This window comes from Enterococcus sp. DIV2467a, assembly GCF_050532945.1.
Classification (GTDB): domain Bacteria; phylum Bacillota; class Bacilli; order Lactobacillales; family Enterococcaceae; genus Enterococcus; species Enterococcus faecalis.
The window spans coordinates 111,763-137,259 of the sequence record NZ_CP172896.1; the positions used below are offsets into that span (position 1 = coordinate 111,763).

General features: G+C 35.1%; 22 protein-coding genes. 11 read left to right on the forward strand and 11 right to left on the reverse strand.

What is annotated here, in order from left to right; translation table 11 throughout:
* Positions 1 to 45: 45 nt before the first annotated feature.
* Together IGL80_RS00465 and IGL80_RS00470 are read right to left on the reverse strand one after the other, a co-directional pair.
* A complete protein-coding gene (locus IGL80_RS00465; protein ID WP_002359260.1) occupies positions 46 to 726 on the reverse strand; it encodes a type 1 glutamine amidotransferase domain-containing protein in 681 nt (226 codons plus the stop codon).
* Positions 723 to 1,058 (reverse strand): ArsR/SmtB family transcription factor, encoded by a 336-nt coding sequence (locus tag IGL80_RS00470; RefSeq protein ID WP_002359261.1) that lies wholly within the window; start codon positions 1,056 to 1,058, stop codon positions 723 to 725. The genes IGL80_RS00465 and IGL80_RS00470 overlap by 4 nt, the downstream gene beginning before the upstream one ends.
* A gap of 179 nt (positions 1,059 to 1,237) precedes the next feature.
* Between IGL80_RS00470 and IGL80_RS00475 the strand changes: the two genes are divergently transcribed.
* The 3 genes from IGL80_RS00475 (at position 1,238) to IGL80_RS00485 (ending at position 6,525) form a co-directional block, all read left to right on the forward strand.
* Positions 1,238 to 2,254, forward strand: coding sequence for an NADP-dependent oxidoreductase (locus IGL80_RS00475; protein WP_002404355.1), 1,017 nt, complete (start codon positions 1,238 to 1,240; stop codon positions 2,252 to 2,254).
* A gap of 210 nt (positions 2,255 to 2,464) precedes the next feature.
* Entirely contained in the window at positions 2,465 to 4,972 is a 2,508-nt protein-coding gene (locus IGL80_RS00480; RefSeq protein ID WP_010708465.1) for an EndoS/ChiA family endoglycosidase, read from the forward strand.
* 284 nt (positions 4,973 to 5,256) lie between these two features.
* Positions 5,257 to 6,525, forward strand: a complete 1,269-nt coding sequence (locus tag IGL80_RS00485; protein ID WP_002359264.1) for a RidA family protein — start codon at positions 5,257 to 5,259, stop codon at positions 6,523 to 6,525.
* A 49-nt stretch (positions 6,526 to 6,574) separates the two neighbouring features.
* On the opposite strand, the gene IGL80_RS00490 is transcribed toward IGL80_RS00485, so the two are convergent.
* Both IGL80_RS00490 and IGL80_RS00495 read right to left on the reverse strand, forming a co-directional pair.
* On the reverse strand, positions 6,575 to 7,018 hold the full coding sequence (locus tag IGL80_RS00490) for a MepB family protein (RefSeq protein ID WP_002359265.1): 444 nt from the start codon (positions 7,016 to 7,018) through the stop codon (positions 6,575 to 6,577).
* Positions 7,015 to 8,427 carry a PLP-dependent aminotransferase family protein gene (locus IGL80_RS00495; protein WP_002359266.1) on the reverse strand — a complete coding sequence of 471 codons (1,413 nt, stop codon included), beginning with the start codon at positions 8,425 to 8,427 and terminating at the stop codon, positions 7,015 to 7,017. The genes IGL80_RS00490 and IGL80_RS00495 overlap by 4 nt, the downstream gene beginning before the upstream one ends.
* A gap of 97 nt (positions 8,428 to 8,524) precedes the next feature.
* Here IGL80_RS00495 and IGL80_RS00500 point away from each other — a divergent pair, with 97 nt between their 5' ends.
* Positions 8,525 to 9,490: an ornithine cyclodeaminase family protein gene (locus IGL80_RS00500; RefSeq protein ID WP_002359267.1), complete on the forward strand. Its 966-nt coding sequence runs from the start codon at positions 8,525 to 8,527 to the stop codon at positions 9,488 to 9,490.
* 1 nt (position 9,491) lies between these two features.
* Positions 9,492 to 10,280 (forward strand): PhzF family phenazine biosynthesis protein, encoded by a 789-nt coding sequence (locus IGL80_RS00505; RefSeq protein WP_002359268.1) that lies wholly within the window; start codon positions 9,492 to 9,494, stop codon positions 10,278 to 10,280.
* A gap of 47 nt (positions 10,281 to 10,327) precedes the next feature.
* Here the strand turns inward: IGL80_RS00505 and IGL80_RS00510 are convergent, their stop codons facing one another.
* The gene (locus IGL80_RS00510; RefSeq protein WP_002385445.1) at positions 10,328 to 10,873 is read right to left on the reverse strand and encodes an ATP:cob(I)alamin adenosyltransferase; all 546 of its coding nucleotides are present in this window, start codon (positions 10,871 to 10,873) and stop codon (positions 10,328 to 10,330) included.
* Between the two features lie 1,167 nt (positions 10,874 to 12,040).
* On the opposite strand from IGL80_RS00510, the gene IGL80_RS00515 reads away from it, so the two are divergent.
* On the forward strand, positions 12,041 to 12,340 hold the full coding sequence (locus IGL80_RS00515; RefSeq protein WP_002359270.1) for a hypothetical protein: 300 nt from the start codon (positions 12,041 to 12,043) through the stop codon (positions 12,338 to 12,340).
* Positions 12,341 to 12,413: 73 nt separating this feature from the next.
* Here the strand turns inward: IGL80_RS00515 and IGL80_RS00520 are convergent, their stop codons facing one another.
* The 4 genes from IGL80_RS00520 to IGL80_RS00535 form a co-directional block, all read right to left on the reverse strand.
* A complete protein-coding gene (locus IGL80_RS00520) occupies positions 12,414 to 13,244 on the reverse strand; it encodes a DUF2971 domain-containing protein (RefSeq protein ID WP_002404521.1) in 831 nt (276 codons plus the stop codon).
* A gap of 426 nt (positions 13,245 to 13,670) precedes the next feature.
* Complete coding sequence (locus IGL80_RS00525) at positions 13,671 to 14,150, reverse strand: hypothetical protein (protein WP_002404523.1); 480 nt, start codon at positions 14,148 to 14,150, stop codon at positions 13,671 to 13,673.
* 38 nt (positions 14,151 to 14,188) lie between these two features.
* Positions 14,189 to 16,351 (reverse strand): DEAD/DEAH box helicase, encoded by a 2,163-nt coding sequence (locus IGL80_RS00530; protein WP_002359274.1) that lies wholly within the window; start codon positions 16,349 to 16,351, stop codon positions 14,189 to 14,191.
* Positions 16,352 to 16,355: 4 nt separating this feature from the next.
* Complete coding sequence (locus IGL80_RS00535) at positions 16,356 to 17,318, reverse strand: HamA C-terminal domain-containing protein (protein ID WP_002359276.1); 963 nt, start codon at positions 17,316 to 17,318, stop codon at positions 16,356 to 16,358.
* Positions 17,319 to 17,642: 324 nt separating this feature from the next.
* Between IGL80_RS00535 and IGL80_RS00540 the strand changes: the two genes are divergently transcribed.
* From IGL80_RS00540 to IGL80_RS00550, 3 genes are all read left to right on the forward strand, one after another.
* A complete protein-coding gene (locus IGL80_RS00540; protein ID WP_002359277.1) occupies positions 17,643 to 18,026 on the forward strand; it encodes a hypothetical protein in 384 nt (127 codons plus the stop codon).
* A gap of 2 nt (positions 18,027 to 18,028) precedes the next feature.
* Positions 18,029 to 18,238, forward strand: coding sequence for a JAB domain-containing protein (locus tag IGL80_RS00545; protein ID WP_079996726.1), 210 nt, complete (start codon positions 18,029 to 18,031; stop codon positions 18,236 to 18,238).
* A 627-nt stretch (positions 18,239 to 18,865) separates the two neighbouring features.
* On the forward strand, positions 18,866 to 19,021 hold the full coding sequence (locus IGL80_RS00550) for a hypothetical protein (RefSeq protein WP_002404395.1): 156 nt from the start codon (positions 18,866 to 18,868) through the stop codon (positions 19,019 to 19,021).
* A gap of 197 nt (positions 19,022 to 19,218) precedes the next feature.
* Here the strand turns inward: IGL80_RS00550 and IGL80_RS00555 are convergent, their stop codons facing one another.
* Positions 19,219 to 20,661, reverse strand: a complete 1,443-nt coding sequence (locus tag IGL80_RS00555; RefSeq protein WP_002404397.1) for an IS1182-like element ISEnfa2 family transposase — start codon at positions 20,659 to 20,661, stop codon at positions 19,219 to 19,221.
* A 181-nt stretch (positions 20,662 to 20,842) separates the two neighbouring features.
* Here IGL80_RS00555 and IGL80_RS00560 point away from each other — a divergent pair, with 181 nt between their 5' ends.
* Entirely contained in the window at positions 20,843 to 22,024 is a 1,182-nt protein-coding gene (locus tag IGL80_RS00560; protein WP_002404398.1) for a GmrSD restriction endonuclease domain-containing protein, read from the forward strand.
* Between the two features lie 634 nt (positions 22,025 to 22,658).
* Positions 22,659 to 23,756: a hypothetical protein gene (locus tag IGL80_RS00565; protein WP_002359281.1), complete on the forward strand. Its 1,098-nt coding sequence runs from the start codon at positions 22,659 to 22,661 to the stop codon at positions 23,754 to 23,756.
* Positions 23,757 to 23,927: 171 nt separating this feature from the next.
* On the opposite strand, the gene guaA is transcribed toward IGL80_RS00565, so the two are convergent.
* The gene (gene guaA, locus IGL80_RS00570) at positions 23,928 to 25,490 is read right to left on the reverse strand and encodes a glutamine-hydrolyzing GMP synthase (protein ID WP_002356158.1); all 1,563 of its coding nucleotides are present in this window, start codon (positions 25,488 to 25,490) and stop codon (positions 23,928 to 23,930) included.
* Between the last annotated feature and the right edge of the window lie 7 nt (positions 25,491 to 25,497).

Genomic DNA, 25,497 nt, shown 5'->3' on the forward strand with positions numbered 1-25,497 from the left:
AAGCAATGAAACAACAGCGACTACCTAAAAGTAGTCGCTGTTGTTTCATTTTGATAGTTGTTGAATTAACAATCTTGCGACAGCGCGGACAGAAAAAGGATTTTGCCCAGTGATTATACGGCCATCTTGATACGCAAATTCTTTATAGGGACGCTTTTTCGCAAAAGTAGCACCATGTTCTTTGGCAATTGTTTCGTTTAAGAAAGGAACAACTGCTTTTTTCATGGCTAAAATTTCTTCTGCAGTAGTGAAGCCAGTAATGGTTTTATCTGCAATCAAATAATTTCCTGACGCATCTTTGACATTTAAAAGACCAGCAATTCCGTGACAAACAGAAGTTAGGTATTTGCCCTGTTCGTAAAGGCTACGAGTGATTGCTTGCAACTGAGGATTATCAGGAAAGTCCCACATAACGCCATGGCCTCCTGTAAAGTAAATTGCTGCGTATTCATCTGGCTCAATTTCTTCAAGAGAGAGGGAATGCGCTAGCGCTCGTTCTTGAAAATCAGCACTTTCATAAACTGCCATAATGGATGAATCTACATATTTCATACTCCGGGGATCCAAAGGGACATAGCCTCCTTGGGGACTAACATAGTCAACTGAAAATCCTGCTTTGGTTACTTCTTCCACGAACTCCGTGGCTTCACCTAGCCAGAGGCCCGTTGGTTCTTCGGTGCCGTGATAACGGGAAACGTTTGTGAGGACCACGAGAATTTTTTTCATGCTTGCTTCCTCCCTGGCATAATCGACGTAATGTGGGTCAATAGTTGTTGGAGTTGCTCAATTTTGGTGGTATCGTGAGAAAGTGAGTAATAATTTTTAGTTCCTTCACTGCGACAATCAATTAATTTGGCTTGTTTCAAAATTTTTAAGTGGTGAGAAACAGCGGGACGTGAGAGTTGTGTCGCCTCTGTTAACTCAGTGACACGACGGCCAACACAGGCCTGGTCTTCTAACAGTGCAATAATAATTGCTTGGCGTTTTTCATCACCCAATGCGATTAAAAAATCACTAAGCGCAGTAAATTCTGTTTGAATTCCTTCTAATTCTTTCATATTCTTTCGCCTCTTTGGTTCGTATTTTTAAACGATTAAACCATTTTTCGTGTTTTTTGTCAATAAAATACGCTGAGGGCTGAAACTTGACGTGGATCCCATTTTTCGTTAAGATACTAATTGATTAAAGGTTTAAACTTTTAAACCAATAAAAGGGATAGAAAGAGAGGAAAGATTCAATGATGAAAGCCGCTTTAATTCATAAATACGGACAAAAAGAATTATCAATCGAGGAGGTGCCCTTACCCACCATTCATGACAATGATGTTTTGGTCAAAATTATCGCTGCCAGTATCAACCCGATTGATTTAAAAACAAAAGATGGCAAAGTAAAGATGCTTTTAAATTATCAAATGCCACTGATTTTAGGCAGTGATTTTGCTGGGATTGTTGTCTCTGTTGGAAAAAAAGTTCAAAATTTTAGGCTGGGCGATGCAGTTTACGGACGAGTACCCAAAAATCGCGTGGGAACTTTTGCTGAATATATTGCTGTGGATCAAGCGGCTGTAGCTATGAAGCCGAAAAATTTAACGTTTGAAGAAGCTGCGGCCATTCCGTTAGTCGGTTTGACAAGTTATCAAGCGCTACATGATATTATGAATGTACAGCCAGGCCAGAAAGTCCTGATTCAAGCAGGTTCAGGAGGGATTGGAACCATTGCGATTCAATTAGCAAAACTAGCGGGCGCTTACGTTGCCACCACAACGAGTAGTAAAAATAAAGAATGGGTTCAAGCGTTGGGAGCAGATGAAGTGATTGACTACCGGACACAAAATTTTGAAGAAGTTTTATCCGACTACGATTATGTGTTTGATACAATGGGGGGGACAATCTTAGAAAAAGCTTTTTCAGTGGTTAAACCTCAGGGAAAAGTTGTTACATTGTCAGGCATTCCCAACGAACGTTTTGCTAAAGAGTATGGCTTGCCGCTTTGGAAACAATGGGCCTTTAAAATAGCTACCCGCAAGATTCATCGATTGGAGCAAGACACAGATGTTAGTTATCATTTTTTGTTTATGCGTCCCGATGGCGAGCAATTAGCTTTACTCACTGAGTTCATTGAACAGGGAAAATTACAGCCGATAATTGACCGAGTCGTACCTTTTAGCCAAATTCAAGAAGCGGTGGATTATTCACTGACAGGACGAGCACAAGGGAAAATTGTTATGAAAATCGCCGATGTTGATCACGACTAAGTAAAGGAAACTTGCAAGAAAAATAGGCCCATTTTTCTTGCAAGTCTCAAAGTTTACCATTTAAACGCCGCCTAACGAAAGTGATTTTAGGCGGGAAAAGATTTTTATAGAAAATCCTCATTTTTCCAGTTTCTATTTTGCAAATTCGTTATTTTTTGTTATTCTATTGATGGTTGTGTATGCGCTTTCTTTTTTGGCGGATACACAAAAATGAACGGAGTGCAGAAAGGAATGGTGTTCAAAGTGGGGAACAATTTATCGACAAGAAAAGGAGAAAACAGAGAAACAATTGTCAGTTGGCTGGGTCTTTCGTTATTGGTTGGCTTGGCGTTTATCTTATTTAGTCTGTTTCATCAACCAATGATCAGCCAAGCCAATGAGCCGACCCAAGAGAAACATTTTATGGTTTATTATCGGGCTTGGCGTGACAAAACGATACAAGGAGTTAATACAACATTGCCAGATGAAAATTGGCTAACGATGCACGATATTCCTTATGGTATTGACATTGTGAATGTCTTTAGTTATGTGCCAAAAGGACAAGAAGCACTTGCACAGCCATTTTATGATACGTTAAAAAATGAGTATGCGCCAGCACTGCATGCACGAGGTGTTCGTTTAGTTCGTGGGATTGATTACAGCGAGCTATTAAAAGTTCCTTACGCAGGAACAACGCCTACAGAAGCAGAATTTGATGCTTATGCGAAAGAGTTGTTAACCAAATTTGTCGATGATTTAGGAATTGATGGGTTAGATATTGACATGGAAACTCGTCCAAGTGAAAAAGATATTGTTCTATCTAATGGTGTCATTCGTGCATTATCAAAATACATTGGACCGAAGTCGGGAACGGATCGTCCATTTTTGTATGATACCAATGCAGAATATTTACCACCTTTACAAGATGTCAGTGACTGTTTCGATTTTCTCGCGTATCAACAGTATGGCAGCGATGACCAACGCACGCAACGAGCATTAAATAATTTAAGTCCGGTTCTCAATGGGGAACGATTTGTTCCAGGATTAACTTTCCCAGAAGAGCAAGATCGCAACCGCTGGTATGACACAAAAGAGCCGTATATGGAAAGTAACATGTATAAAGTAGCTCGTTATTCTTATGAAAATAATTTAGGGGGCATGTTCCTCTATGCCTTAGATCGCGATGGTCGCACCTATAATGAAGACGATTTAAATCAGATAAAACCTTCCAATTTACTTTGGACAAAAACGGCCATTGCAGAGAGTAAAGGCGTTTCTCTTGGAGAGATGAAAGCGGCTGCGCAACACTATTTAAAACGAATTAGCTACGCCAACACAGACCTTGAAGCACAAAATAAAGCCGCAGAAGCAGTGACACAAGCAACAACGCTTTATGATGTGAATAAAGCTATTTTAGGTGGCGATTATGGCCAAGGGATTTCAAATACCTATGATGCTGAATTAGAAAACGGCCTGTTAGCCATTGACTTAACCACTTTATATCGTGCGTTGGATCAAGCAGTTACAGCCATTGAAAAGGCAGAAAGCTATACACCAGAAACGATTCAAGCACTACAAACAACAAAAGAGACAGTCGCAACAGAACTTGCGGGAAAAACGTATACAGCCGCGCAAGTGACTACTTGGCAAACGGAGGTCCAAACAGCTTTGGATAATTTAAAAGAGAAACAAACACAACCTTTAAAAAGTGTCTTCTCCATTGATGCGGGAAGAAAATATTTTTCCGTGGAACAACTGGAAGAATTAGTGGCCAAAGCCAGTCAAAATGGGTACACAGATGTCCAATTAATTTTAGGAAATGATGGCTTACGGTTTATCTTGGATGATATGTCGGTCAATGTGAATGGTAAAAAATACAACCACAACCGGGTTTCAAAAGCAATCCAACGAGGCAACAACGCATATTACAATGATCCTAATGGCAACGCGTTAACACAAAAAGAAATGGATCGGTTGTTGGCTTTTGCGAAAGCGCGCAACATCAACATCATTCCCGTGATTAACAGTCCAGGACATATGGATGCCTTGTTAGTGGCCATGGAAAAACTAGCGATTAAAAATCCCGCTTTTGATGGCTCAAAACGAACAGTAGATTTAGGGAACCAAAAGGCAGTGAATTTCACAAAGGCGATTATCAGTAAGTACGTGGCTTATTTTTCCGCGCATAGTGAAATTTTCAATTTTGGCGGCGATGAGTATGCAAATGATGTCGATACAGGCGGTTGGGCGAAACTGCAATCTTCTGGGCGCTACAAAGATTTTGTCGCTTATGCGAATGATTTAGCTAAAATAATTAAAGATGCGGGCATGCAGCCAATGAGCTTCAATGATGGCATTTATTACAACAGCGACGATTCTTTCGGTACATTTGACCCAGAGATTATTATTTCTTATTGGACAGCCGGTTGGAGCGGATATGACGTAGCCAAACCTGAGTACTTTGTTCAAAAAGGACACAAAATTTTTAATACCAATGATGCGTGGTATTGGGTAGCTGGCAATGTTGATTCTGGCATTTATCAATATGATGATGCTTTAGCAAATATGTCGAAAAAAGCATTTACAGATGTGCCAGCAGGTAGCCCAAATCTTCCAATTATTGGAAGTATTCAATGTGTTTGGTATGATGACCCTCGTCGTGACTATGATTTTGAACGAATTTATACGCTAATGGATACGTTCTCGGAAAATTATCGTGAGTATATGGTGGTTAAATAAAACTAGTTAAAGCTAACGAGTTATCTATAAAGACTGGCACGAATCAAGCTTGATTCGTGCCAGTCTTCTTTAACTGAAGAAGATTTGTTTGCGGGCCAACAATCAATTTAGGAATGCCTTATTGAAATGTTCCTGTTCTTATTGTAGACTGAAAGAAGTGGTGGTGGAAAGCTATCACCATTAATAGAAAAGCAGGAAAATAAAAAGGATCTTGTTGGAAGTTTAATGCTTAAAAATGTAAGCGGAATCATTTTTGTTGGAATGCTAAAAAAGGGAGTAGAGTTATGAGTAATGAAAATATCGTCTTAGCAAGAAATACAGAGCGTGCACCAAAGCATCCTCTCGCAGCCCAAACAGTCGCATTTTCCCACTATAATCATTTGTCAGCACAGTTACCTATTGAGCCAACCTCTGGACAATTGGTAGAAGGTGGCATTCGGTCCCAAGCGACACAATGCTTGAAAAATATCCAAGCGGTTGTTGAAAGTATCAACCATGTGATGAGTGACATTGTCAGAATGACCATTTTTGTCAAAGATATGCGGGATGCTGCCGCAGTTGAGGAGGTCTATGTGGCCTTTTTTACCCATTATTATCCAGCTAAAACAGTGGTCGCCGTCACAGATTTGCCGTTAGGCGCTTCCGTTCAAATGGAGGCACTTGTTTCAAATGGGGAAGGAACTATCCCTAATGCGCCTCAAGCTGGGGATTTAATTAAATTAACAAATCAGACTGTTCAGGCACCAATTGATGCTCTAGCCAGTCAAACGGTCGCGTTTTCTCACTATAACAATCTGTCTGCACAATTGCCTATAGATCCTCAAACGGGCAGAGTTGTGGCTGGCTGTGTTAAAACGCAAACAAAGCAATGTTTGAAAAACATAAAAGCCATTTTAACCAGTATTGATGTGCCTTTTGATGATATTGTGAAGATCAACATTTATTTAAAAGATTTATCTAAGCTGGAAGCTGTCAATCAAGTATATGCCGCTTTTTTCCCAGATTCAGGAATTGCGCGCACGGTCAATTATATGCCAGCACGAACAGTGATTGCTGTTGCTGATTTACCAATGGGCGCGGCGGTGCAAGTAGAAGCGGTGGTTTCTCATGGGGATGGTACGCCACCACAAGCGATTGAAGATCGACATGGATTAATTATTGAAGCAAATAATACAGAGCACGCACCGAAGTGTCCATTTTCGACACAAACTGTTGCTTTTTCTCATTACAACCATCTATCAGCTCAGCTACCATTGGACCCTAAAACAAATGCGTTAGTCGCTGGCGGAATCAAGGAACAAACGACGCAATGTTTAGAAAATATTAAAGCGATTATTGAAAGTGTGGATCACAGCTTAGCTGATCTGGTGAAAGTGAACATTTTTGTGAAAGAGATTGAAGAGCTGGCGGCAGTAGATGACGTCTACCAAACGTACTTCCCTGAAGGCACGCCTGCAAGAAGAGTGATTGGTGTGACGGATTTACCAAAAGGTGCTCAGATTCAAATCGAAGCGATTGCTGGGAACGCAGAAGGTACGCCACCAATTGGTTAAACAGTAGAAGAAACAAACGTCAGCTGGCTTCTGAAGCCAGCTGACGTTTTTAGTATTTAGATAAATCAGTAAAGTAAGCTAGTTGCCATTTTTGTGTTTTTTTGGCGGTTTGATTAAGGTTTTGGCACCAAGAAGGATAAAAACGGGCCGCCATTTTGCCTTTTTGTTGATTCGTTTTGAGAATTTTTTGTTGGATTAAACATTCTTTCGGCAGAAGAAAGAGACCTTGCTTTTCTTGATCAGCAATGACAATTGCTAACATTTCAGGGGCTTCCGTTGCATCAAAGGCTTCGTTCTGATTTTGTTGATTTTTTTCCCAGAAGGCTGCAAAATAGCCTTCTTTTTTCGGCGTTTTTTTGGCTAAGCGACTGCGGATAAGCTGTTGCGATTCATTAACTTGGCATAAAAAGCCTTCATATTCGGCATTTTGTTTTTCTTCGGAAAGCAGGGTAATCGTGCCCACTGCTTTTTCAAGTATTGGCAATGAATTCATAGGGAATGTCCTTTCTTTTCGTTTAATGTCGGTAAGAGTTCTTGGATAATGGTTAATCCTTTCGCCAATACCTCAAGCTGATTGGAGGCCAAGGAAATTCGTAAAAAAGCATCTGGCTGATTTTGCACAGTAAAGCGGCTCGAGTGAAAAAGACGTACCCCATTTTGGAGAAATTCTTGTTCAATTTGTGGCGCCGTTTTTTCGGTAGAAAGGGGAATAGTTCGGTAGTACGGCAAGGGATTGCTAGGTCTAGCTAACCCAAAAATGGTATCAAATAAGTCATTGGCTTGTTTTGTTAAAGCCAATTTTTCTATCACTAATTCTTTTGCAACTGGTGAGCGTAAGACTTGGGTGACAATTTCAGCATCAAAGCCAGAAGTTTTAACGTTAATATTAAAAATCGCACGCTCTATTTCTTGGCGAAGAAGCGGAGGGAAAACAAGGTACGCAATGCGTAAGCCTGTACAGACAAATTTTGTCATCCCCGCTAAGTAAATCGTTTGTTGAGGTAAGAGTTCTTGAAACGTTGGTAAAACTGCTTGCTGTGCATAAGTTGTTAAAAAAGAATGAATGTCATCTTCAATTACCCATAAGTGTTCTTGCTGAATGATTTCAGCTAAAGTCATTCGGCGGGCGCTAGACATTTGGAAACCAATCGGGTTATTACATGCGGGCATTAAGAAAATACCATGTATTTTTTTCTTTTTGCATTCTTGCAGTAAATGCTCTGGGTCCATCCCCTCGGAATCATAGCCAATCGGGACGATTTCTAAATGATAAAGCTGGGCGAGTTCAATAAAATTTGAATACGTGTATCGATCTACGGCAATCCGCTGACCTGGAGAAAAAGCGGCGGCTAACGTCACGGCCAGTCCATTCTGGACACCAGATACAATGGCAACTTCTTCGGCATTGGTCCGAACGCCTTGTGTCTGAAGCCATTCGGCAGCGGTTGCTCGTTGAAAGTGCGTACCTAAAGGATCGCGATAATTTAGCAAACTGTTAAGGGCCGCATTTTTACTAACGGATTCAATAAAAGGTAAAATCCGCTGATTACACATATCAAAGGAACTAACCAGCCCTAAATCAATTAGATGGTCCGCTACTTGGTTGGTAGAGATTGTAATTGAGTGAAACGCGTTGGGAGAAACGAAAGTGCCGCTACCGATGTTGGTATAAAGTAAGCCTTTTTCCATAGCGTGTTTATAGGCTTGACCAATCGTCGTGAAATTCAGATCCAAGTAATCAGCTAATTCTCTTTGCGAAGGCAATTTCACATTTTTTTGAAGTGCACCAGATAAGATATCCGCTTCTAATTGTTGAACCAATGATTGGTAATAAGGTCTTGTTAAACGTTCTTTAACAGGGCGCCATGACAACGCATAGTTCTCATAGGAATTAATCGGCATGAGGGGAACTTCCTTTCTATAAAATTGTATTCCATACAATTATAACATTGAGTGTATTGTTTGTCTGGTTTATGATAGCGCAAAGGGAGGAATTCAGATGGACATTATTTCTTATGAGAGGGTCATTCAACAATTGTCGTTTTCCGAAGCAATTCAAGTGATGAAACGTTGCTTTGCAGAGTTGCAAAAAGGAAAAATTTCGCAAAGTGAGCGCCATGTAGAGGTTTTACCAGATGGGGAAAATCAGAATCTTTTTGCATTAATGCCTGCTTACTTAGGAAAAAATCGCTTTTTTGGGGCAAAAATCATTACAGCTTTTCCAGAAAATCCACAAAAAAATTTGGCCTCACATCTTGGTCAAATTTTATTGTTTGATAGTTCTACTGGAAGACCAGTTGCGATGATGGACGCCAATGCGATTACGTGGCTTCGCACAGCAGCTGTTTCTGCTTTGGCAACCGATTATTTAGCAGCTCCAAAGGCAAAAAGTATCGCTTTGATTGGTGCAGGTCAACAAGCTTCGTCTCATCTCGCAGCGCTACAAAGCGTTCGGGCGATTGAAAAGGTTTTTATATATGACCGCACAGCAGAACGCGCACGAAAATTAATCGCTAAGCAACAGCACAATTACCCCGAATGTACCTTTATTGGTTGTTCTTCTGTCCAAGAAGCCGTCCAGGAAGCGGAAATTATCTGTACACTAACTTCCAGTCAGGACGCATTTTTAGAAGAAAAAGACGTTTTGCCGAATGCCCATATCAATGCGATTGGCACATTCACGCCGACTTCCAGAGAATTAACAAGCGACCTTGTTAAAAACAGTCAAGTGTTTGTAGATGAGTACGCGGCTGCATTAAAAGAAAGCGGGGATCTTCTAATTCCGATTTCAGAAGGTGCCTTTTCAGCTGAAAAAATTGTAGGTTCTCTCGGCGAATTAGTGACTGGCAAAGTTAAACTAAAGGCGGAGCAGAAAGGCCGCACGATTTTTGATGCGGTTGGCTTAGCAGTTGAGGATTTGTGTTGCGCGGAATACATTTATCAAAAAATACAAGGAGAGAATTAAAATGAGTTATCCCTATTATATTGTCGATGCTTTCGCGGAGGAAGTTTTTAAAGGCAATCCCGCCGCTGTTTATGTTTTGGAAAAATGGTTGCCAGAAGCGGTGATGCAAAACATTGCGATTGAAAATAATTTGTCAGAGACTGCTTTTACAGTCAAAGAGGGACAAAGTTACGCCCTGCGCTGGTTTACGCCGGAACGAGAAATCGATCTCTGCGGGCATGCTACATTAGCGACGGCTTTTGTGTTATTTAACTATTATTCCGTTGCGGAAGAAACGCTTCATTTTACTAGTCAAAGTGGACCGCTCGCAGTGACCAAAAAAGAGGAATACTATTATCTAGATTTTCCTTATATCCTACCGGAAAGGATTCCAATTTTGCCAGAGTATGAAGACGCTTTAGGCACGAAAATTTATGAAGCTTATTTGGGTCGCGATTTATTTTTTGTCTTAAAAGATGAAGAGACAGTGGCAAAAATCACACCAGATTTTTCTGCATTAAAAGCATTGGATTTAGGAGTAGGAGTCATTGTAACGGCATCAGGAGACTCGGTGGATTTTGTTTCACGGACTTTTTTCCCGAAACTAAGAATTAACGAAGATCCAGTTTGTGGTTCTGCGCACGCCAGTTTAATTCCTTATTGGGGAAAACGGCTCAATCAAACGACCCTTTCGGCCTATCAAGTGTCCTCAAGAGGCGGCTTTTTAACTTGTGAAGTGAAAGAAGATCGAGTCATTATTGGTGGTACTGCTAAACTATTTGCAAAAGGGGAAGCTTACTTACCTGTATAAAAGTACACCGACCGCTAGCAATTCGTCGTTAGCGGTCGGTGTACTTTTTAAATAGAATAGTTGCGAGAAACAAAGGGAACTTCTTCACCATTTTCGAGCTGATTTAGATACAAAGCTAACATGAAAAAGTAACCTGAGAGTAAGTTGACTACATCATACAGCTGCGGATCAATTTTTTTACCACCATAGTCCATGCGATAAAGTAAACGAACAATATCTTTGGCTTTGGCTCTTAAAATGTGTGCATAAGAGGAACAGATTGTGCCCATCGGTAAAACAAAAGGACGATTTTCTTCGTATGTCAGTTCATTCATAGCATTGACACGTTCCAAAAGCCAGGCTATTTCTTCCTCTGTGACTGTTAATTTTGTTCGGGTCGTTGGATTGACATGGTAGATTAACTCGCAAATTTTGGCTAGTTCTTCTGTTAGTGCAGGCTGTTCAGGGACGTCTAATTGTTGCACATATCCTCGTAGAAGACCTGTCATCGAGGCCAATTCATCAGTCATTAATTCAAAATCACATCGTAAATCTTCTGGTTTAGAAGATAGATACGGGTACGCTTCATACGGACTGCGGTACATTTTTTCCATTCAATTTCCCTACTTTCTAAAAATAAAAAGCGCTCAAAAAGAATGCACGAAAGCCAATCTTTTTGAGCGCCGTTGCTCGACTGTTCACAGTACACCATTGTACTTGCTAAGGTAATCATAGCCAAGAGTGAAGGGAGAGTCAAGGGGGGAATGAAGGTTTACAGTGCAGAACAAACCACCCGTTCACATGGGTGGTTTTTCAATGTATGTTTGATTGTTCCCGTTCAATATATGTTGCTTCGTAGAAACGTTGTTAAATAAACAATTTTCCAACTTACATACCAAATTGGTAGGGAAATGGTAGGGTTAGTTTTTAACTATTTGATTTCCATTAAATTATGCAATGTTTGATTTAGTTGCGTAGAAAAATTGGATATTTTCTGTCATTTGTTGTGCAAGGGTTTCGTCGTTTCGACTCCATAAATGAGCGTAATATTTCAAAGTAATCTCCGAGATAGAGTGTCCTAATCGTTGGGAAACAACTAAAATATCTGCATTAAATTCATTAACAAGATAATTGACATTTGAATGTTGTAATCCTTTTCCCTTAATGACTTGTACTTTAGCTAGTTTGGCATAACGTTCAATAATTCGTTAAACGGTTGAGCGAAAGAGTGGTAAGTCGGTATAACTAAGAATAAATTGCTCTACACCATGTTCTTTTTAGGTTAAAAATAGTTAGTTGACTTTTAAGATTGCTTTTTGTAGCTAGCGGTTACTATCCTAGAAATAGGTGCGTATTTGCTGCTTAACTTAATTTTATTTATGATTGATTTTTTCTTATTATATTTGAAAAAATTAATACAACAACTGGTACAACAAGCTTATTTAATTTCAGAGGTGAAGTTTAATGGATGAACAACAAAGAAAGATAATTGAAGAGCTAAAACAAATGTGATATAGGACAAACGAGGCAATAGAAGAATTGACTGAAATTGTCAAAAAAATATCAGAGACCTCTTTTTTACGTGCAATGTCAGAAGTGGATTTTGATAAAGAGATTGGATTTGTCGGCAAAGCTAAAACTAAAAGATAAAAGACAGGCGGTAGAGGAAGACCGTTAACTTTATATAATCATGCAGCAGTTGAAGCAGTACGAACTTTAGTACTTTCTGATACGCATAAAAAGATTCAAGAAGAACCTGTTGATTTTTTTGTGAATGATGAATGGAAGAAAGAAATAATGGTGTGGGGATCGCTGATATTACTGAATATGTAAATGAACTTGTAAATAGAGTTGTGATTAGAAACTATTATAGTTTAGCAGGCCAAAATAAATTGTTAGTTCATAGAAACCAGAAGTTAGAGCGGACTAAAGAAAGACTCATTGCGGAATCAAGTGCGATAGAAGCGAGAGCAGGCGAGCTGCAGCAGATGGCAGATTTTATTAAGCAGCATAGCAAAAGTATAGATAAATTGCTAATCAATCGGACAGCTGCTTATTTTGAGCAGTTGGTAATTTTGTGAAAAAATATTAGTTATGATATCTTGAAATCCAACATAAAGATTTCAAGATATCGTGTTGTTACTTTTCAAGATATTAATTTCTAATAATTCGTTCGAGAATTTCTTCAAGTTGATATGAGGATAATTGTTTATTTCTAAATTTATCAAACGTACTAATTAAATCAGATGTATTAATTATTGTTTTGTTTGGTTCTCGTATATTTATGTATCTCAATATTGAAACTCGTATTTCATGTTTTTTAGTTATACGCAACAATTTATATTTATATTCATTTATAGTTTGACCGTCAAATATATCGTTAAAAAATTTTGTTCCTAAAGTGATTTCATTTGGAGTGTTAACTATAACTGGCATAAAACCATCTTCTTTTTCATATGAATTCGGTTTCAAATTAGGTAGAATAATACGCCATTCTTTTTCTGGAGACCATTCAATATCCTTATAAAGAGCAGACAATAAAACTGCAATTTCAATATTTTCATCGGTTACAGGGTCTACTAGTTCTGTTACACTAATTGGAGTTGTACCGTAGGCAACAGGATAAATAAAATCGAAAGACCTCATTTTAGTAGAATATTCGAGGCAAACACCAGCATTATTTCCATAATGACCCCACATATAGCTACTATCAGCATTTTCAGTAAAACAACAAATCATCAATTCTTTTTGCGCAAAAGTTTTGCTTACTACTATTTGATTTTCCATAGATTCAATAAAATTGTTTTTCGAAATCGGCCATACTTGATTAACTTTTTGAGCTAATAAAACTCTCTCATTATACTGTTCTATAATAGTGTCTTTTGTGTTAGTAATCATTAGTGAATCAAAACTATCATTAAAATGGATTGGAGAAACTGCTGTGACCTGATTTTTTTCTAAATTCTCCAGCAAATATGGTGTCACTCTTGAGTATCTATATAGTTTTTCGGGATGTTTTTAGTCATATTAGCTTCAATACCTCTTGCTAGATACTCATTTTGAAGTCGTAATAGTAATTCTGAACTTCGTTCTTTTAAGATCATATTTAATCTCCTTTTTTTAATAGTTGTTATTGAATAAGTAGTTTGAATTAAATATAACGTTCTATCTCTAACTCAGTCATATGTGAAATAAATTCATTCATATCTCTGTACACAAAGTATTCTCCTTGTTTGGCCCCACAATGCTGACACACATTCATACAATATACTTCTTTTCTTGTGTTACTATATTCATTTTTTACAGTGGAAAACAGATTCATCATTTTTTTATCCAAGTGTTTGATATCCCCTAATAAATTAATGGGGTAGAATTCTATTGTAGAATCTTGCATATGATATTTTAAAAGTTCTAAACTCTGTTCTTTGAATAATCTACTCTTATCCCAAGGAAAAAGTAAACTATCTCCAGATTCAAATAAACAATATGTGAAAATAGGGGTTTGTTTTTTGCATCTGTAACACTTTTTTCATAAGTGTAAACGGGAATGTTTTTATTAGAACTGAGATTCTGAATTATATTATTACTATCATTAGTGTTTCCAAAATTATTTTTAGATTCAGTATTAGTTGAACCATTTTTGAAAATAGAAATAGAAGATTTGCTGTAGGAAATTATGTCTCCATCTTTAGAAAATTTTAAATTTATGTTACCTGTGGATTCATTTAGTAAAAAACTGTATAATTCTACTTTCTCTTGTGTATTATTATCAATGAAATCTAGAGAAAATTTGTTATAAGAATAGATTTTTTTGCCTTTTGAGAATTGAACATCAATTTTTCCTGTAGATTCATTCATTTTCATCGAATAGATATCTAATAGCTTTTTCATAAATTATCCTCCTTTTTAGCTCATTACATACATATCTTTTAAAGGTCATATATTTTGTTTTTTTCATATTCTATTAAAGAATATTGATTAGAATCAGCTATTCTCTTTACGTGCTTTACTAAATCCCTGAAGTCCGTAATTCCATCCACTGCATACTTCAATTTGTTAATAGCACTAGAAGGTATTCCCATGTCTAGTAAGATAGATAAAGTACTATTCATTCCTTCGTTTTCTAGTTGAGAAGCAGCATAAGTATAATCACCAACGTTAATTACTCCCATTTGTTTGCACACTTCTTTTTGTAGACTGTCTACAACACCTATCCATTTCGGTACTTTATAAGAAATCCAGTGTCTTTGTTCACGAAAATAATTAGTGACAGCCTGATCTAAAACTCTTTGATTAGTCCATTTGGGATTATTATCTTTTAAATATTTGAACTCATTATTTAAAGATTCTGATGTGGATTTACTTATTAGGCTATTATAAGCTACTACAGGAAGTTTATTTCTAGTCATAGGTCTTGTAGTTTCAGTGTCTTTTAACAAATTGTCCCAACAAATGTTAAGAATATAAGCTAGTGCTTCGTATTTTGGAATGCCACTCCATAATACTAATTCTGGTTTTTCTTTCAAAGTTATTTTAATATTCTCGATTATCTTCTTTTGACCAGATACAGACACAGCATTCTTTTTGATCACTTTGAGTAAATCATCATCATAATTCATCAATTCTTCAAATCTAGAAATATGTTCACTTTTAACTTCTTTTTTTTCAAAGTTGATTAATATTTCATCAGAAATTTTTTCTTGATCAAAGAAAGGAATATCTAACTCCATTTTCTCTTTTTCCGGAATTGGATGGAAGACATATACATAGCCTGTAAAGTGCTCTAATAGTCTACCGGCTCTTCCACGAATATTTGAGAAATCAAAGTAGTCTATTCTATTTGGCCCCTTCTTTTCATCAAAAATAAAGACATTTTTTGCACTTGTATTTACTCCTTCAATAATTGTAGATGTACAAAATAGTACTTGTAATAAACCTTTATTAAAGTAATCTATTATTGAATGAGTCAAATGTTTTGGTATTGTTCCAGAATGAACACCAATTTTTTGTTGGATTAGTTTATTAAAACTCCAATTAGAGTTTATGTTTTCTTGTATCCATTCATTAATGGGTAATTGCTGTTCTTTTGCTAAAAGATTATTAGTGCTTAAATACTCTAAGTATTCTTTAGCCACTTTTAGCGCTCTATCTGGAGATGAAAGATATACTATAGATTGTTCCTTTTCTTTTTCTGAAAGCATTTTGAAAAGTTTGAGTTTCCTTTCTTTTTCCATAGATCTTGGTTTATCAGTTTGAAAATCTATATTTATCATTTCCACTTTAGTATCAACTAGAGTGTAATCAGTTTTTATAAATTTGGCATTGTAGTGATTTTCGAAGCCTTGAGATATTTCATCTATATTTGGACCTAAAAAATAGAAAATAGTTTTATTGTTATCCAGTATTTTTTTAAGCGCTATATTTAAAACATCAGATCGTTCATCATCTCGCGAGGAACTAACTTTGTAAAATTCGTCTAAAATGCAGTAATCCACAATAGGGAAGTTAGGATATTCTAAAATACGTTCGGCTGTCAAAATAAATATATTTTTTTCTTCCATTTTCTGTGAAGTATTCACGACTATATTGTAATTGTACTCCTGATAAGGTTTAAGTTTTATTCTTGTTTCATTAATTAATGCCAGAGTGGGTTGAATAATGAGGATATTTTTAAATTTTCTGCTAGCCACAATTTCTTGTATTAATAAACTTTTTCCAAAACTGGTGGGAGCGCTTACTACAATATTTTCTTTTTTCTCAATTAAAGTAGAAAGATATTTTTGTTCCTTATGAAATACTACATTATCTAAATAATTTGAAGAATGGAAAGCTTTTCTAATTTCAGAAGTCGTATCCATAGTTGAGTTACTAATTAGATATGGATAAAATCCGGCTGACTCTACAATGTCCATCCATATTTCTTTGGTGGAAGAATCGATGTTTTCCCAAATCTCTAATATATGAATTATAATTTTTCTTGCAATGTCCTTTTTGTTACTTAAAGACAAGTTAGATGTAAATTTAGCTAGAGAAAAACTATCTTCAAAACTTAATTCTTTTACAGAGTAAATGTCTACTTTATTCCAATCCATATAATCAAATCCTTCCTACACCTAAGCTTTGTATGGTTTTGAGTTTTTTGTGTAACATTGATACTAATTTTTTTTTGCTCTCCAATGGCATTAGTATTACTATAATATTCATTTTTTTGCTCCAAGGGTGGTGGGAGCTTTTATTTAGAAATCGCTCATGTAACATACTAATTTCTTCCATGTACTTTGTTTCAAAGGTATCAAAATCATTCTCAAAGCTATCAAAAAAATCTGTTTCATATGCACAAAATAGTGGAATAGTTATATTATCCAGTTTTTCCGATATGCTTGTATACTGATTTAATAGTGAGACCCAGTATTCTGTATCATGACCGTGGTTATCTATAATAGTTTTTGAGTCTTTCAATCTTTTTGATATTACATTAAATTCACTATGAAAGTAATCTATATTAAAATGTTCATATAAATCTTCTACTAATGCATCTACACCGCTTTTTCCATTCGTATACAATTTTGATTCACCTAACCAGAGCGTATTAGTTTTTGGCTGAATATGAATAGAATCAAAGCCGTGTACAGCATGTCCGTAGGAATCTTTAAAATATATTTTTGCTATTAATGGAAATGTTTCAAAATAGTATTTTAATACCGAATGTAAAATTAGTTCTCCAAATTCTCCACGTCTAAGATACTTATCAGATATATTATCTTCTAGACATTCACCAGTTTCATAAATCTGTGAAACTTTTTGATAGCAATCAATTTTATAGATAGAGTTAGCAGCATCAATTAAAGTATCTAAAAGTTTTTCTTGAGGAATACTGTCTCCCTCATAGAATCCCAATGCGAAATTTGGTATTTCTTGAGTGAGTAAATGTACAAATTCTGCAAGTCTTTGACCTAGATTTCCTTCAGAATCTAAATCAAAATCTATAAAATAAGAATATAAATTAGATTCAGATATTTTACACTTTAATACTTTTTTTATTTCAATTGATCTAGACATTATCTAACCTCACTATATTTGTGTATTTTTAATTGCTTTGATTAAATCGGTGTTTTTTTCTTAATGTTATGAATATTTCTATAAAAACAGGGATTTGGTGATTGATTTGATAATAGGATCGAACTTTATGGACCAAAGACCACTATTTTTCATATTTATTCATTCCAATAATACATACAATATCATTTTAACAGAAAAATCAGATAAATTGTCGTATTTTTATTAGATATTAAAAATAATGTGAGTCTATATCCTATAAGATATAGGTGCAAGCTGGGCTTGCCAAAAGAGGAAGCGAATAAAAAAGAAAAGGAATGATGAGTAATGGCAGTAATAACAGAAGAAACTCTAAAAAAGCAGCTAACAGCTCCTAATATGTTTAACGATCGAGTAAGAACAACAAACTTTAATGAATTAAGAACCCAAGAGCTAATTGAACTTTTATTCAATTTAAAACCTTCAAAAGCAGCTGAATTATTAGAAAGTATAGATACTTTGACAGATTTAAAAAGTGTTCTTACTAAGTTTTCACCAAATATGGAATTCCAATTCAAAGCAAACTTTGAATTATCAAAACGCATGTTGCAATTTGATGTGAAAAAGGAGAAGATAACAAGTTCATATGGACCTGTTCAACACTTAATTCAAGAAATACGTGATTTAGAACAAGAGCATTTCATTCTCCTAACGTTGAATACTAAGAATTAAATATCAGGAAACGGACATTATTTATTGGAACTTTAAATCAAAGTATTGCATACCTTGGGGATATTTTTCGGGAAGCAATAAGGGATAATGTTGCACAAATTATCATTGCACATAACCACCCCACAAAAACCTCTATGAGGTTTTCTTCGGTCTTGCCCTTCACTCCATTTCGGGTGCTCTTGTGTTGTATTTCATTGTCTATCGACAAGTGAAATACTAACAAAAAGCGGAACAGCATATATGCTGTTCTGCAAAAGAAATTGAATTTTTAGATAACAATAAAATAGAATTGATTACATTTTCATGGAACAAATACAACGTAATTACACACAAAAGAATGATTGAAAACGATTGTAAAATCTATGTTTAATTTGTAGAATACAAGAAAGATATTAGATATAAAATAATGTGAAGCATAAGTTGATTAGCAACTGCTTACTGTTGCTAATGCTGTGATAAATCATAGTTAAAAAAGTGAATACACAAACAAAAAGAAAGTAGTGATAAAAATGAAACAACTTATTTCTTTATTAAATGATTCTTATGGTGGACGTAAATCTCAAAAAAGATTTTTATCAGTCCTTAACACTTGTCTAACTATAACGCTAATTCAATTTATTAATTTTCTATTTTGCTCACCACGAATTCAACCAATACCCTTCAAATTCTATTCAAGCTATTCATTTTGTACTTCTCATTTTCATTCTTACTTGGTTCCTTGCAATTAGACCATTACGAGGTGTAAAAAGAGCTCAATGGAATTTTCTAGTAATCACATCACGTTGGAAAATAGGACTACTTACACTTAAAGTAGAACAAAAATTTAAGGAGGTAATTCAATGATTCTAGATACGAACAAACCCCAAGTTAATGACATCTTTTGGATTAATAATGGTGATAACACTGTTCATGTAGTTGCAAAAGAGAATGCCTTATTTGCAGTGATCTATTCTGGTAATATATTCATTCATCAATTGCAGCATGTCTTTTTCTAAGCGCTGAAAAAAGCTATGCTGAACAAGGATTCAAAATTTGGATACCAGATACGGTTTTCACAAGTGATGAACTATTATCTTAAAAAGACAACAACGAGGATTGGTAAACTAGAATGCAACGAAAAAAAGAATAGTTTAGATATTAACGCTAAAAAGTAGCTGCTATCTTTAGCAGCTACTTTCAGATTGAAGACAAACTAATTACTCATAAAGAGTGATTGGTTTGTTTTTTTGTATCTCGTTACTATTTTTGATAAAAATCTAAAAATAGATAAAAAAATAGAGCCCTCTAGGTCTCTTAATTTAAGCATTTTTGTTAATTTTTTAATGTTGAGGCATGCGAAAGTGAGCCCAATTTTCATGTGCATTTTTTCTTTCCCAATTAAATTAGTATAGCGCAATCCATGAAATTCTTTTGCCGTTCCAAATAATCGCTCAATTGTTTGTTTCCGATTATTGTATATAACTTTCATTCCAAGAGAATGACGTATATCTTCGCAACGTTCCATATCGTTTTCCCATAAATGTCGTTGAATTAATTTTCTCTTTTCTTTTGACTCAGTACAGTAAGCAATCAAAGGGCATCGACTACAGTCAACAGTATCACTTTTATATTCACGATATCCATCTCTATTAGTTGTTGTATAGCTTAAAATTTTCATATTAGGACAGATATATTGATCGTAATATTCATCATAAACATAATCATATTTTTGATAAAATTCTTTTTTGGTCATAGGTCTTTTATATGGAAAAATAGGTGTTAAATTATTTTGAAATAATAAATGAGCTATACCTGGTGTTTTGTATCCAGCGTCCATTACTAATTTATCTAAGGTAAAGAGGCTTTGTAATTTATTATAGATATCAATGAATGTTCGACTATCGTGCTGATTACCAGGATGAGTTGTGTATCCTAAAATCCAACCATTCTTGTCACATGCCACTTGTGTGGCATAAGCAAAAACCTGCTTATGTTCTCCTTTATGGAACCAACCACTCTCATCATCTGTTTTACTAATCTTTTTATTTTTTACTTGAATTTCACTTTCCTTTCTTCTTTTTAAGGGCTTTTTTAATCTTGTTTCTCTATCTATTTCAACTTCTTTTTGTAATGATTCTACATAAAAAAGAGTTTCTTCAGTAACTTCTTTACTTTCATATTTTTTATTATTGGCATGAGCCTTTATATGAGTACCATCAATAAATATTTCAGAGTTATCCACTAATTTAGCTTCAATGCACTGTTCTAATATGCCGTAAAATATTTGTTCAAAGATATCTGTACCACGAAATCTTCTAGAATAATTTTTGCCGAAGGTTGAGAAATGAGGAACAGTATCTTGGATATCTAAACCTAAAAACCAACGGTAAGCCATATTAACCTCAACATCTTTAATAGTTTGCCTCATACTTTTTATGCCATAAAGATACTGAATCAATGGAAGTTTAATTAACAGAACAGGATCTATACTAGGACGACCGTTTGCCTCATCATATTTATCTTCAACTAATTTATAGATAAAATCAAAATCTACATATTTATCAATATCTCTCAATAGATGTTCCTTGGGAACTAAATCTTCTAGAGAATAAAAGCCAATTTGATCACGTTTACTCATATCTTGTTTTTTCAACATTGAAATCAACTCCTTTTTTCTATTTTACCAAGAAAAAAAGACGAAGTATCAAAAATCTGATACTTTGTCTACGTTCTGAAAGTAGCTGCTATCTTTAGCAGCTACTTTTTTATATATGCAAATCCGTTTATATTTGTTATTATGGGATTTGTAAAGAAAAAAAGAAAAGAGGTTTTTCGTCATGGTTAGGATTAATAAAAAGATAGTAGCTGCTGTTGGATTTAACCCGACAAAAAAAAGCCATCAGTTGAGTATTTTAGACATGTGTAAATATATTAAAAGAAATAAAATTACATTACCTTTATATCAAAGAGATTTGAGTTGGAATGTACAAAAATCAATGGCATTATTAAATTATCAATTATTCGGAAAAGCACCAGTTGCACCAATATCTATTAATCAGATGAGTACGGGGATAAATGCGGTTCCTCAAGTCTCTTTTATTAATAGGGAGCTTATTGATTCAAATCAAATTGAAGCAGATCATCAATCTGTAGTTGACGGACAACAGCGTTTGTCTACAAATTATAAAGCATATACAAATCATGAAGATTTTAGAAATATATTTCTAGATGTATCGGCTGCGAAATTCAAGATAGTAGACGGTAGTATAAAAGATTACCATGTTCCTGTTGGAGTAGTTTTAAATGAAGATGATGGAGTTTTACTGCGTCATCTCCAAGAAAAAGATCTTGTACAAGAGCTTTTCCCTATTTTAACGCAAGTTAGAAGCAAAATGATGAGTTATAATTATACAATTAATATTGCTGATAATTTGACAGAGGATGAACAAATTGAGTGGTTTGAAGTGCTAAACAACGCTGGAAGTAGAGTTTCGGCTTTACAAATGAGTTTTTCAAAGTTAAAACTCCACGATTTTGATATTTACTCGGACTATGTTGCTCCCTTTAAGGAAAAAATTCAAAAATTTGGATATGATGAATTATTTTCACCGTTTACAACAAATGTCTCTTATCCAGTTGCTTCTTTAAATCCTGCATTTGAAAAAGTTAAAAAAAATGGGCAACATAGTAATAACTACGCACCCATTCCGTCAGATACTAAGGAATCTCAGATAACTAAACTAACTGTTGACGATTTAAAAAAAGTTATTGAATTATCTTTAGGCGGTTTAGATAGAGCGTTATCTTTTATACAAAACAATGACTTGGAAGAATTTGTTGACAGAATGGATTATATTTTATATTTAGTTGGATATTTTATTTTTAATGATAACTTAGATATAAAGACTGAAGAGAATCTAGTTATGTGGATTGAAACAATTGATTTTAGCAATAAATCAAATGGGGAAAGACGGAATATTTTTGACAAATTAATTAATAACATCTTTGATGAAGATTAAAACGTTAGTTTTTATTTACTAAGGAGAAGATTTCGTGTTAGATTATGATAGCTATTTACAAAAAAACTCTATATCTTTTGAAGAATCATTGGAAATATACAATTTGATTTTTAAAATGCTGGAATGTAAGGATGACTATTTACACGAATTATAGAAAGAAATCATAGATTCTGCTTTAGTTTATTCGAATATGAGAATTAAATGGAATTACTTTTCTCGTGAGGAAAAACATGAAAAAGATACTTTAAGAACTAGCTATCACAATACCTTTATGATTAATTTAAAGGCATTTCATAAGTTAGGTGAACAACTAGAATTAGATACTAGTTGGAAGGGAAAACTAGGGTCATCAGAAGACAGGAAGCGATGGGGCGATTTTTCTGGATACCTCTTGTGTATTGAAAACATTAGAACAAGATAAAAAGATATTCACAGCCACGATACTATTAAAAGTAGGACTACTCGTCACTTGTTTTGATTCTCATTGGAATTGATTAGATTAGTTGCTTGACGTATTATTACGCAAAAAATGTTATTCTGATTTGGAAAATGAATATATAATTTTAGTGTGTAAGTAATGATAGATAAAATTTGTGATAGAATTGTGTAGACTATGTTTTAGGGAGAGTTCAAATTGAGTACAAGAGAACAAGCGATTTTATACTGGATATTAATCTTGATTTTTTTAAGTATTGTATTTGCGAGAAAAAATGGTATTTTAGATTCTTTAATGGATGTTGTTAAATATACATTTAAATTTCTTCTAAATCCCATTTCTATTGTGATTATAGGCTTCAATTTCCTTTATTTATGTATAGTCTACTATTTTGCATATAAAGAAAATTTAGAAATTTCACTCTGGTATATAAAAGATTATCTAATCATACTGTTTTTCTCTGTATATCCTATAGTTGCTTATTTAAAAAAATTAAATTTCAAACAACTATTTCATGAAAAGAAAGCAGAATTATTTAGTTTTGCTGCAATTCCATTGTTTATAAACTCGTCTTATACTTTTTCTGTTGTTTGGGAAATGATATTAGTGTTTGTTTTGACAATACTTTCTATCTTAGTAGCAATTGGAAATCAAAAAGAAGATACAAAAATAGTGGCTACATTCTTCAATTTTTTCTTAATAACAATCTCTTTGTTTATGATCTTTAGTTCTTTTTCTCAGTTTATTAAGAATATTAATGATGTTTTTACGTTGAATTTCTGGTTATCATTCGGTTTAGAACCATTAGTTTGGATAATCAATATACCAGTTATTTACTTAATTAGAGAAATGATTTTCATTGAAAAGAAAATAATATTTAGTGAATATAAAAATCGAGTATATCCTTATGTTAAATATTGTGCAAAGCTATTAGCAAGAAAAATTAAATTTCGTAAGTATGCACATCTAGATCATGATATATCAAACTATATTCAAGAAGCAAAAGAGCTCTCAGCAATTGGAGGGAATAGAATATATATTAAGCTGAATAAAAAAGAATTATCAAATGAAATATTAATAGCTATTGCTAGTGATGCAATTTTAGGAAGAAATAAGTTTACTAAAATAAATAATAAAAGAGAGAAATATCCTAATGTAGTTGAAATTAAAAATGCGAATAACGAATTGTGTGTATTCTGGCAAGATAACTTTGTAGACCCTAAATATAGAGTTGATGAAACTGAACGAGGAGGCACTGTTGAATTATTGGAAGGTATAAAATTAACCCGAACATAGTATAGAGGATTATGCCGTTAAAAATACAATACACAAAAACCCCCTGCCAAGTATCATCTTAGCAGGGGCTCTTTTGGCAGGGAACTATATCATTTTCAATGAAAATCAAGCATTTCATAAGTTGAAAAACGTTGATTTATCGGCATTCCCCATCCATATTATATTGGCTCTTTATTCCCACTCCACAGTTGCAGGTGGTTTTGAAGTAATATCGTACACGATACGGTTTACATGTGCAACTTCGTTCACGATGCGCACAGAGATTTTTTGTAAAACATCCCAAGGGATACGGGCAAAGTCAGCGGTCATGCCGTCGATAGAAGTCACAGCACGGATACCGACTGTGTAATCGTAGGTACGGCCATCGCCCATAACGCCTACTGAACGGATGCCAGGTAAGACAGTAAAGTACTGCCAAATGTCACGATCTAAGCCAGCTGCTGCGATTTCTTCACGTAGGATAGCATCTGAATCACGAACGATTTGTAATTTATCTTCTGTAATTTCACCAAGCACACGAATACCTAATCCTGGTCCTGGGAATGGTTGGCGCCAAACGATTGCATCAGGCATGCCAAGTTCAGTTCCTAAGGCACGAACTTCGTCTTTGAATAATGTATTTAAAGGTTCAATTAATTCAAATTGCATGTCTTCAGGAAGACCACCAACGTTGTGATGTGATTTAATTGTTTGCGCAGTTTCTGTACCAGATTCGATGACGTCTGTGTAAAGAGTTCCTTGTGCTAGGAATGAAACACCTTCTTCCCCAGCAAGTTTAGTTGCTTCGTCATCAAAAACATACACAAATTCGTTACCGATGATTTTACGTTTTTGTTCAGGGTCAGAAACGCCTGCTAATTTACTTAAGAAGCGTTCTTTCGCATCTACTTTAATAATGTTTAAGCCAAATTTACCGCCTAAACTTTCCATTACTTGTTCCGCTTCACCTTTACGTAATAATCCATGGTCAACGAAGATACAAGTTAATTGGTCGCCAATGGCTTTTTGTAAAAGCACGCCGACAACACTTGAGTCAACGCCACCTGATAAACCAAGTAAGACTTTTTTATCGCCTACTTGTTCACGGATTTTAGCGACTTCCATATCGATGAAGTTTTCCATGCTCCAGTCACCAGTACAGCCACACACATCAAAAGCAAAGTGACGTAATAAGTCGTTACCATATTCTGAATGACGAACTTCTGGGTGAAATTGTACGCCGTAGAATTTGCGGTTGGCATCTTCGATAGAAGCGATTGGACAATCATTGCTTGTCCCAACTTTTTCGAATCCAGGAGCGATTTCTGTTACTAAATCACCGTGGCTCATCCAAACGGTTTGTTTCGCAGGTGTTCCTTGGAATAATGTCGCATCACCAAGGATTTCTAATTCTGCTTTTCCGTATTCACGGTTTGCGGCAGGTTCTACTTTTCCACCTAAGTTATGAGTCATTAATTGCATACCGTAGCAGATGCCAAGAATGGGAATTCCTAACTCATAAATTTCTGGATCAATGCTAAAAGCATCTTTGTCATACACGCTGTTTGGTCCACCTGAGAAGATGATTCCTTTAGGCGCGATTTTGCGAATTTCTTCTGCCGTAGTTCGGTGGCTTAATAACTCAGAGAATACGCCAAATTCACGAATACGACGAGTAATCAATTGGTTAAACTGACTACCAAAGTCTAAAACAATAATTTTTTCGACAGATGTCAAATCGGCAACGTTAGTCACGTCTATT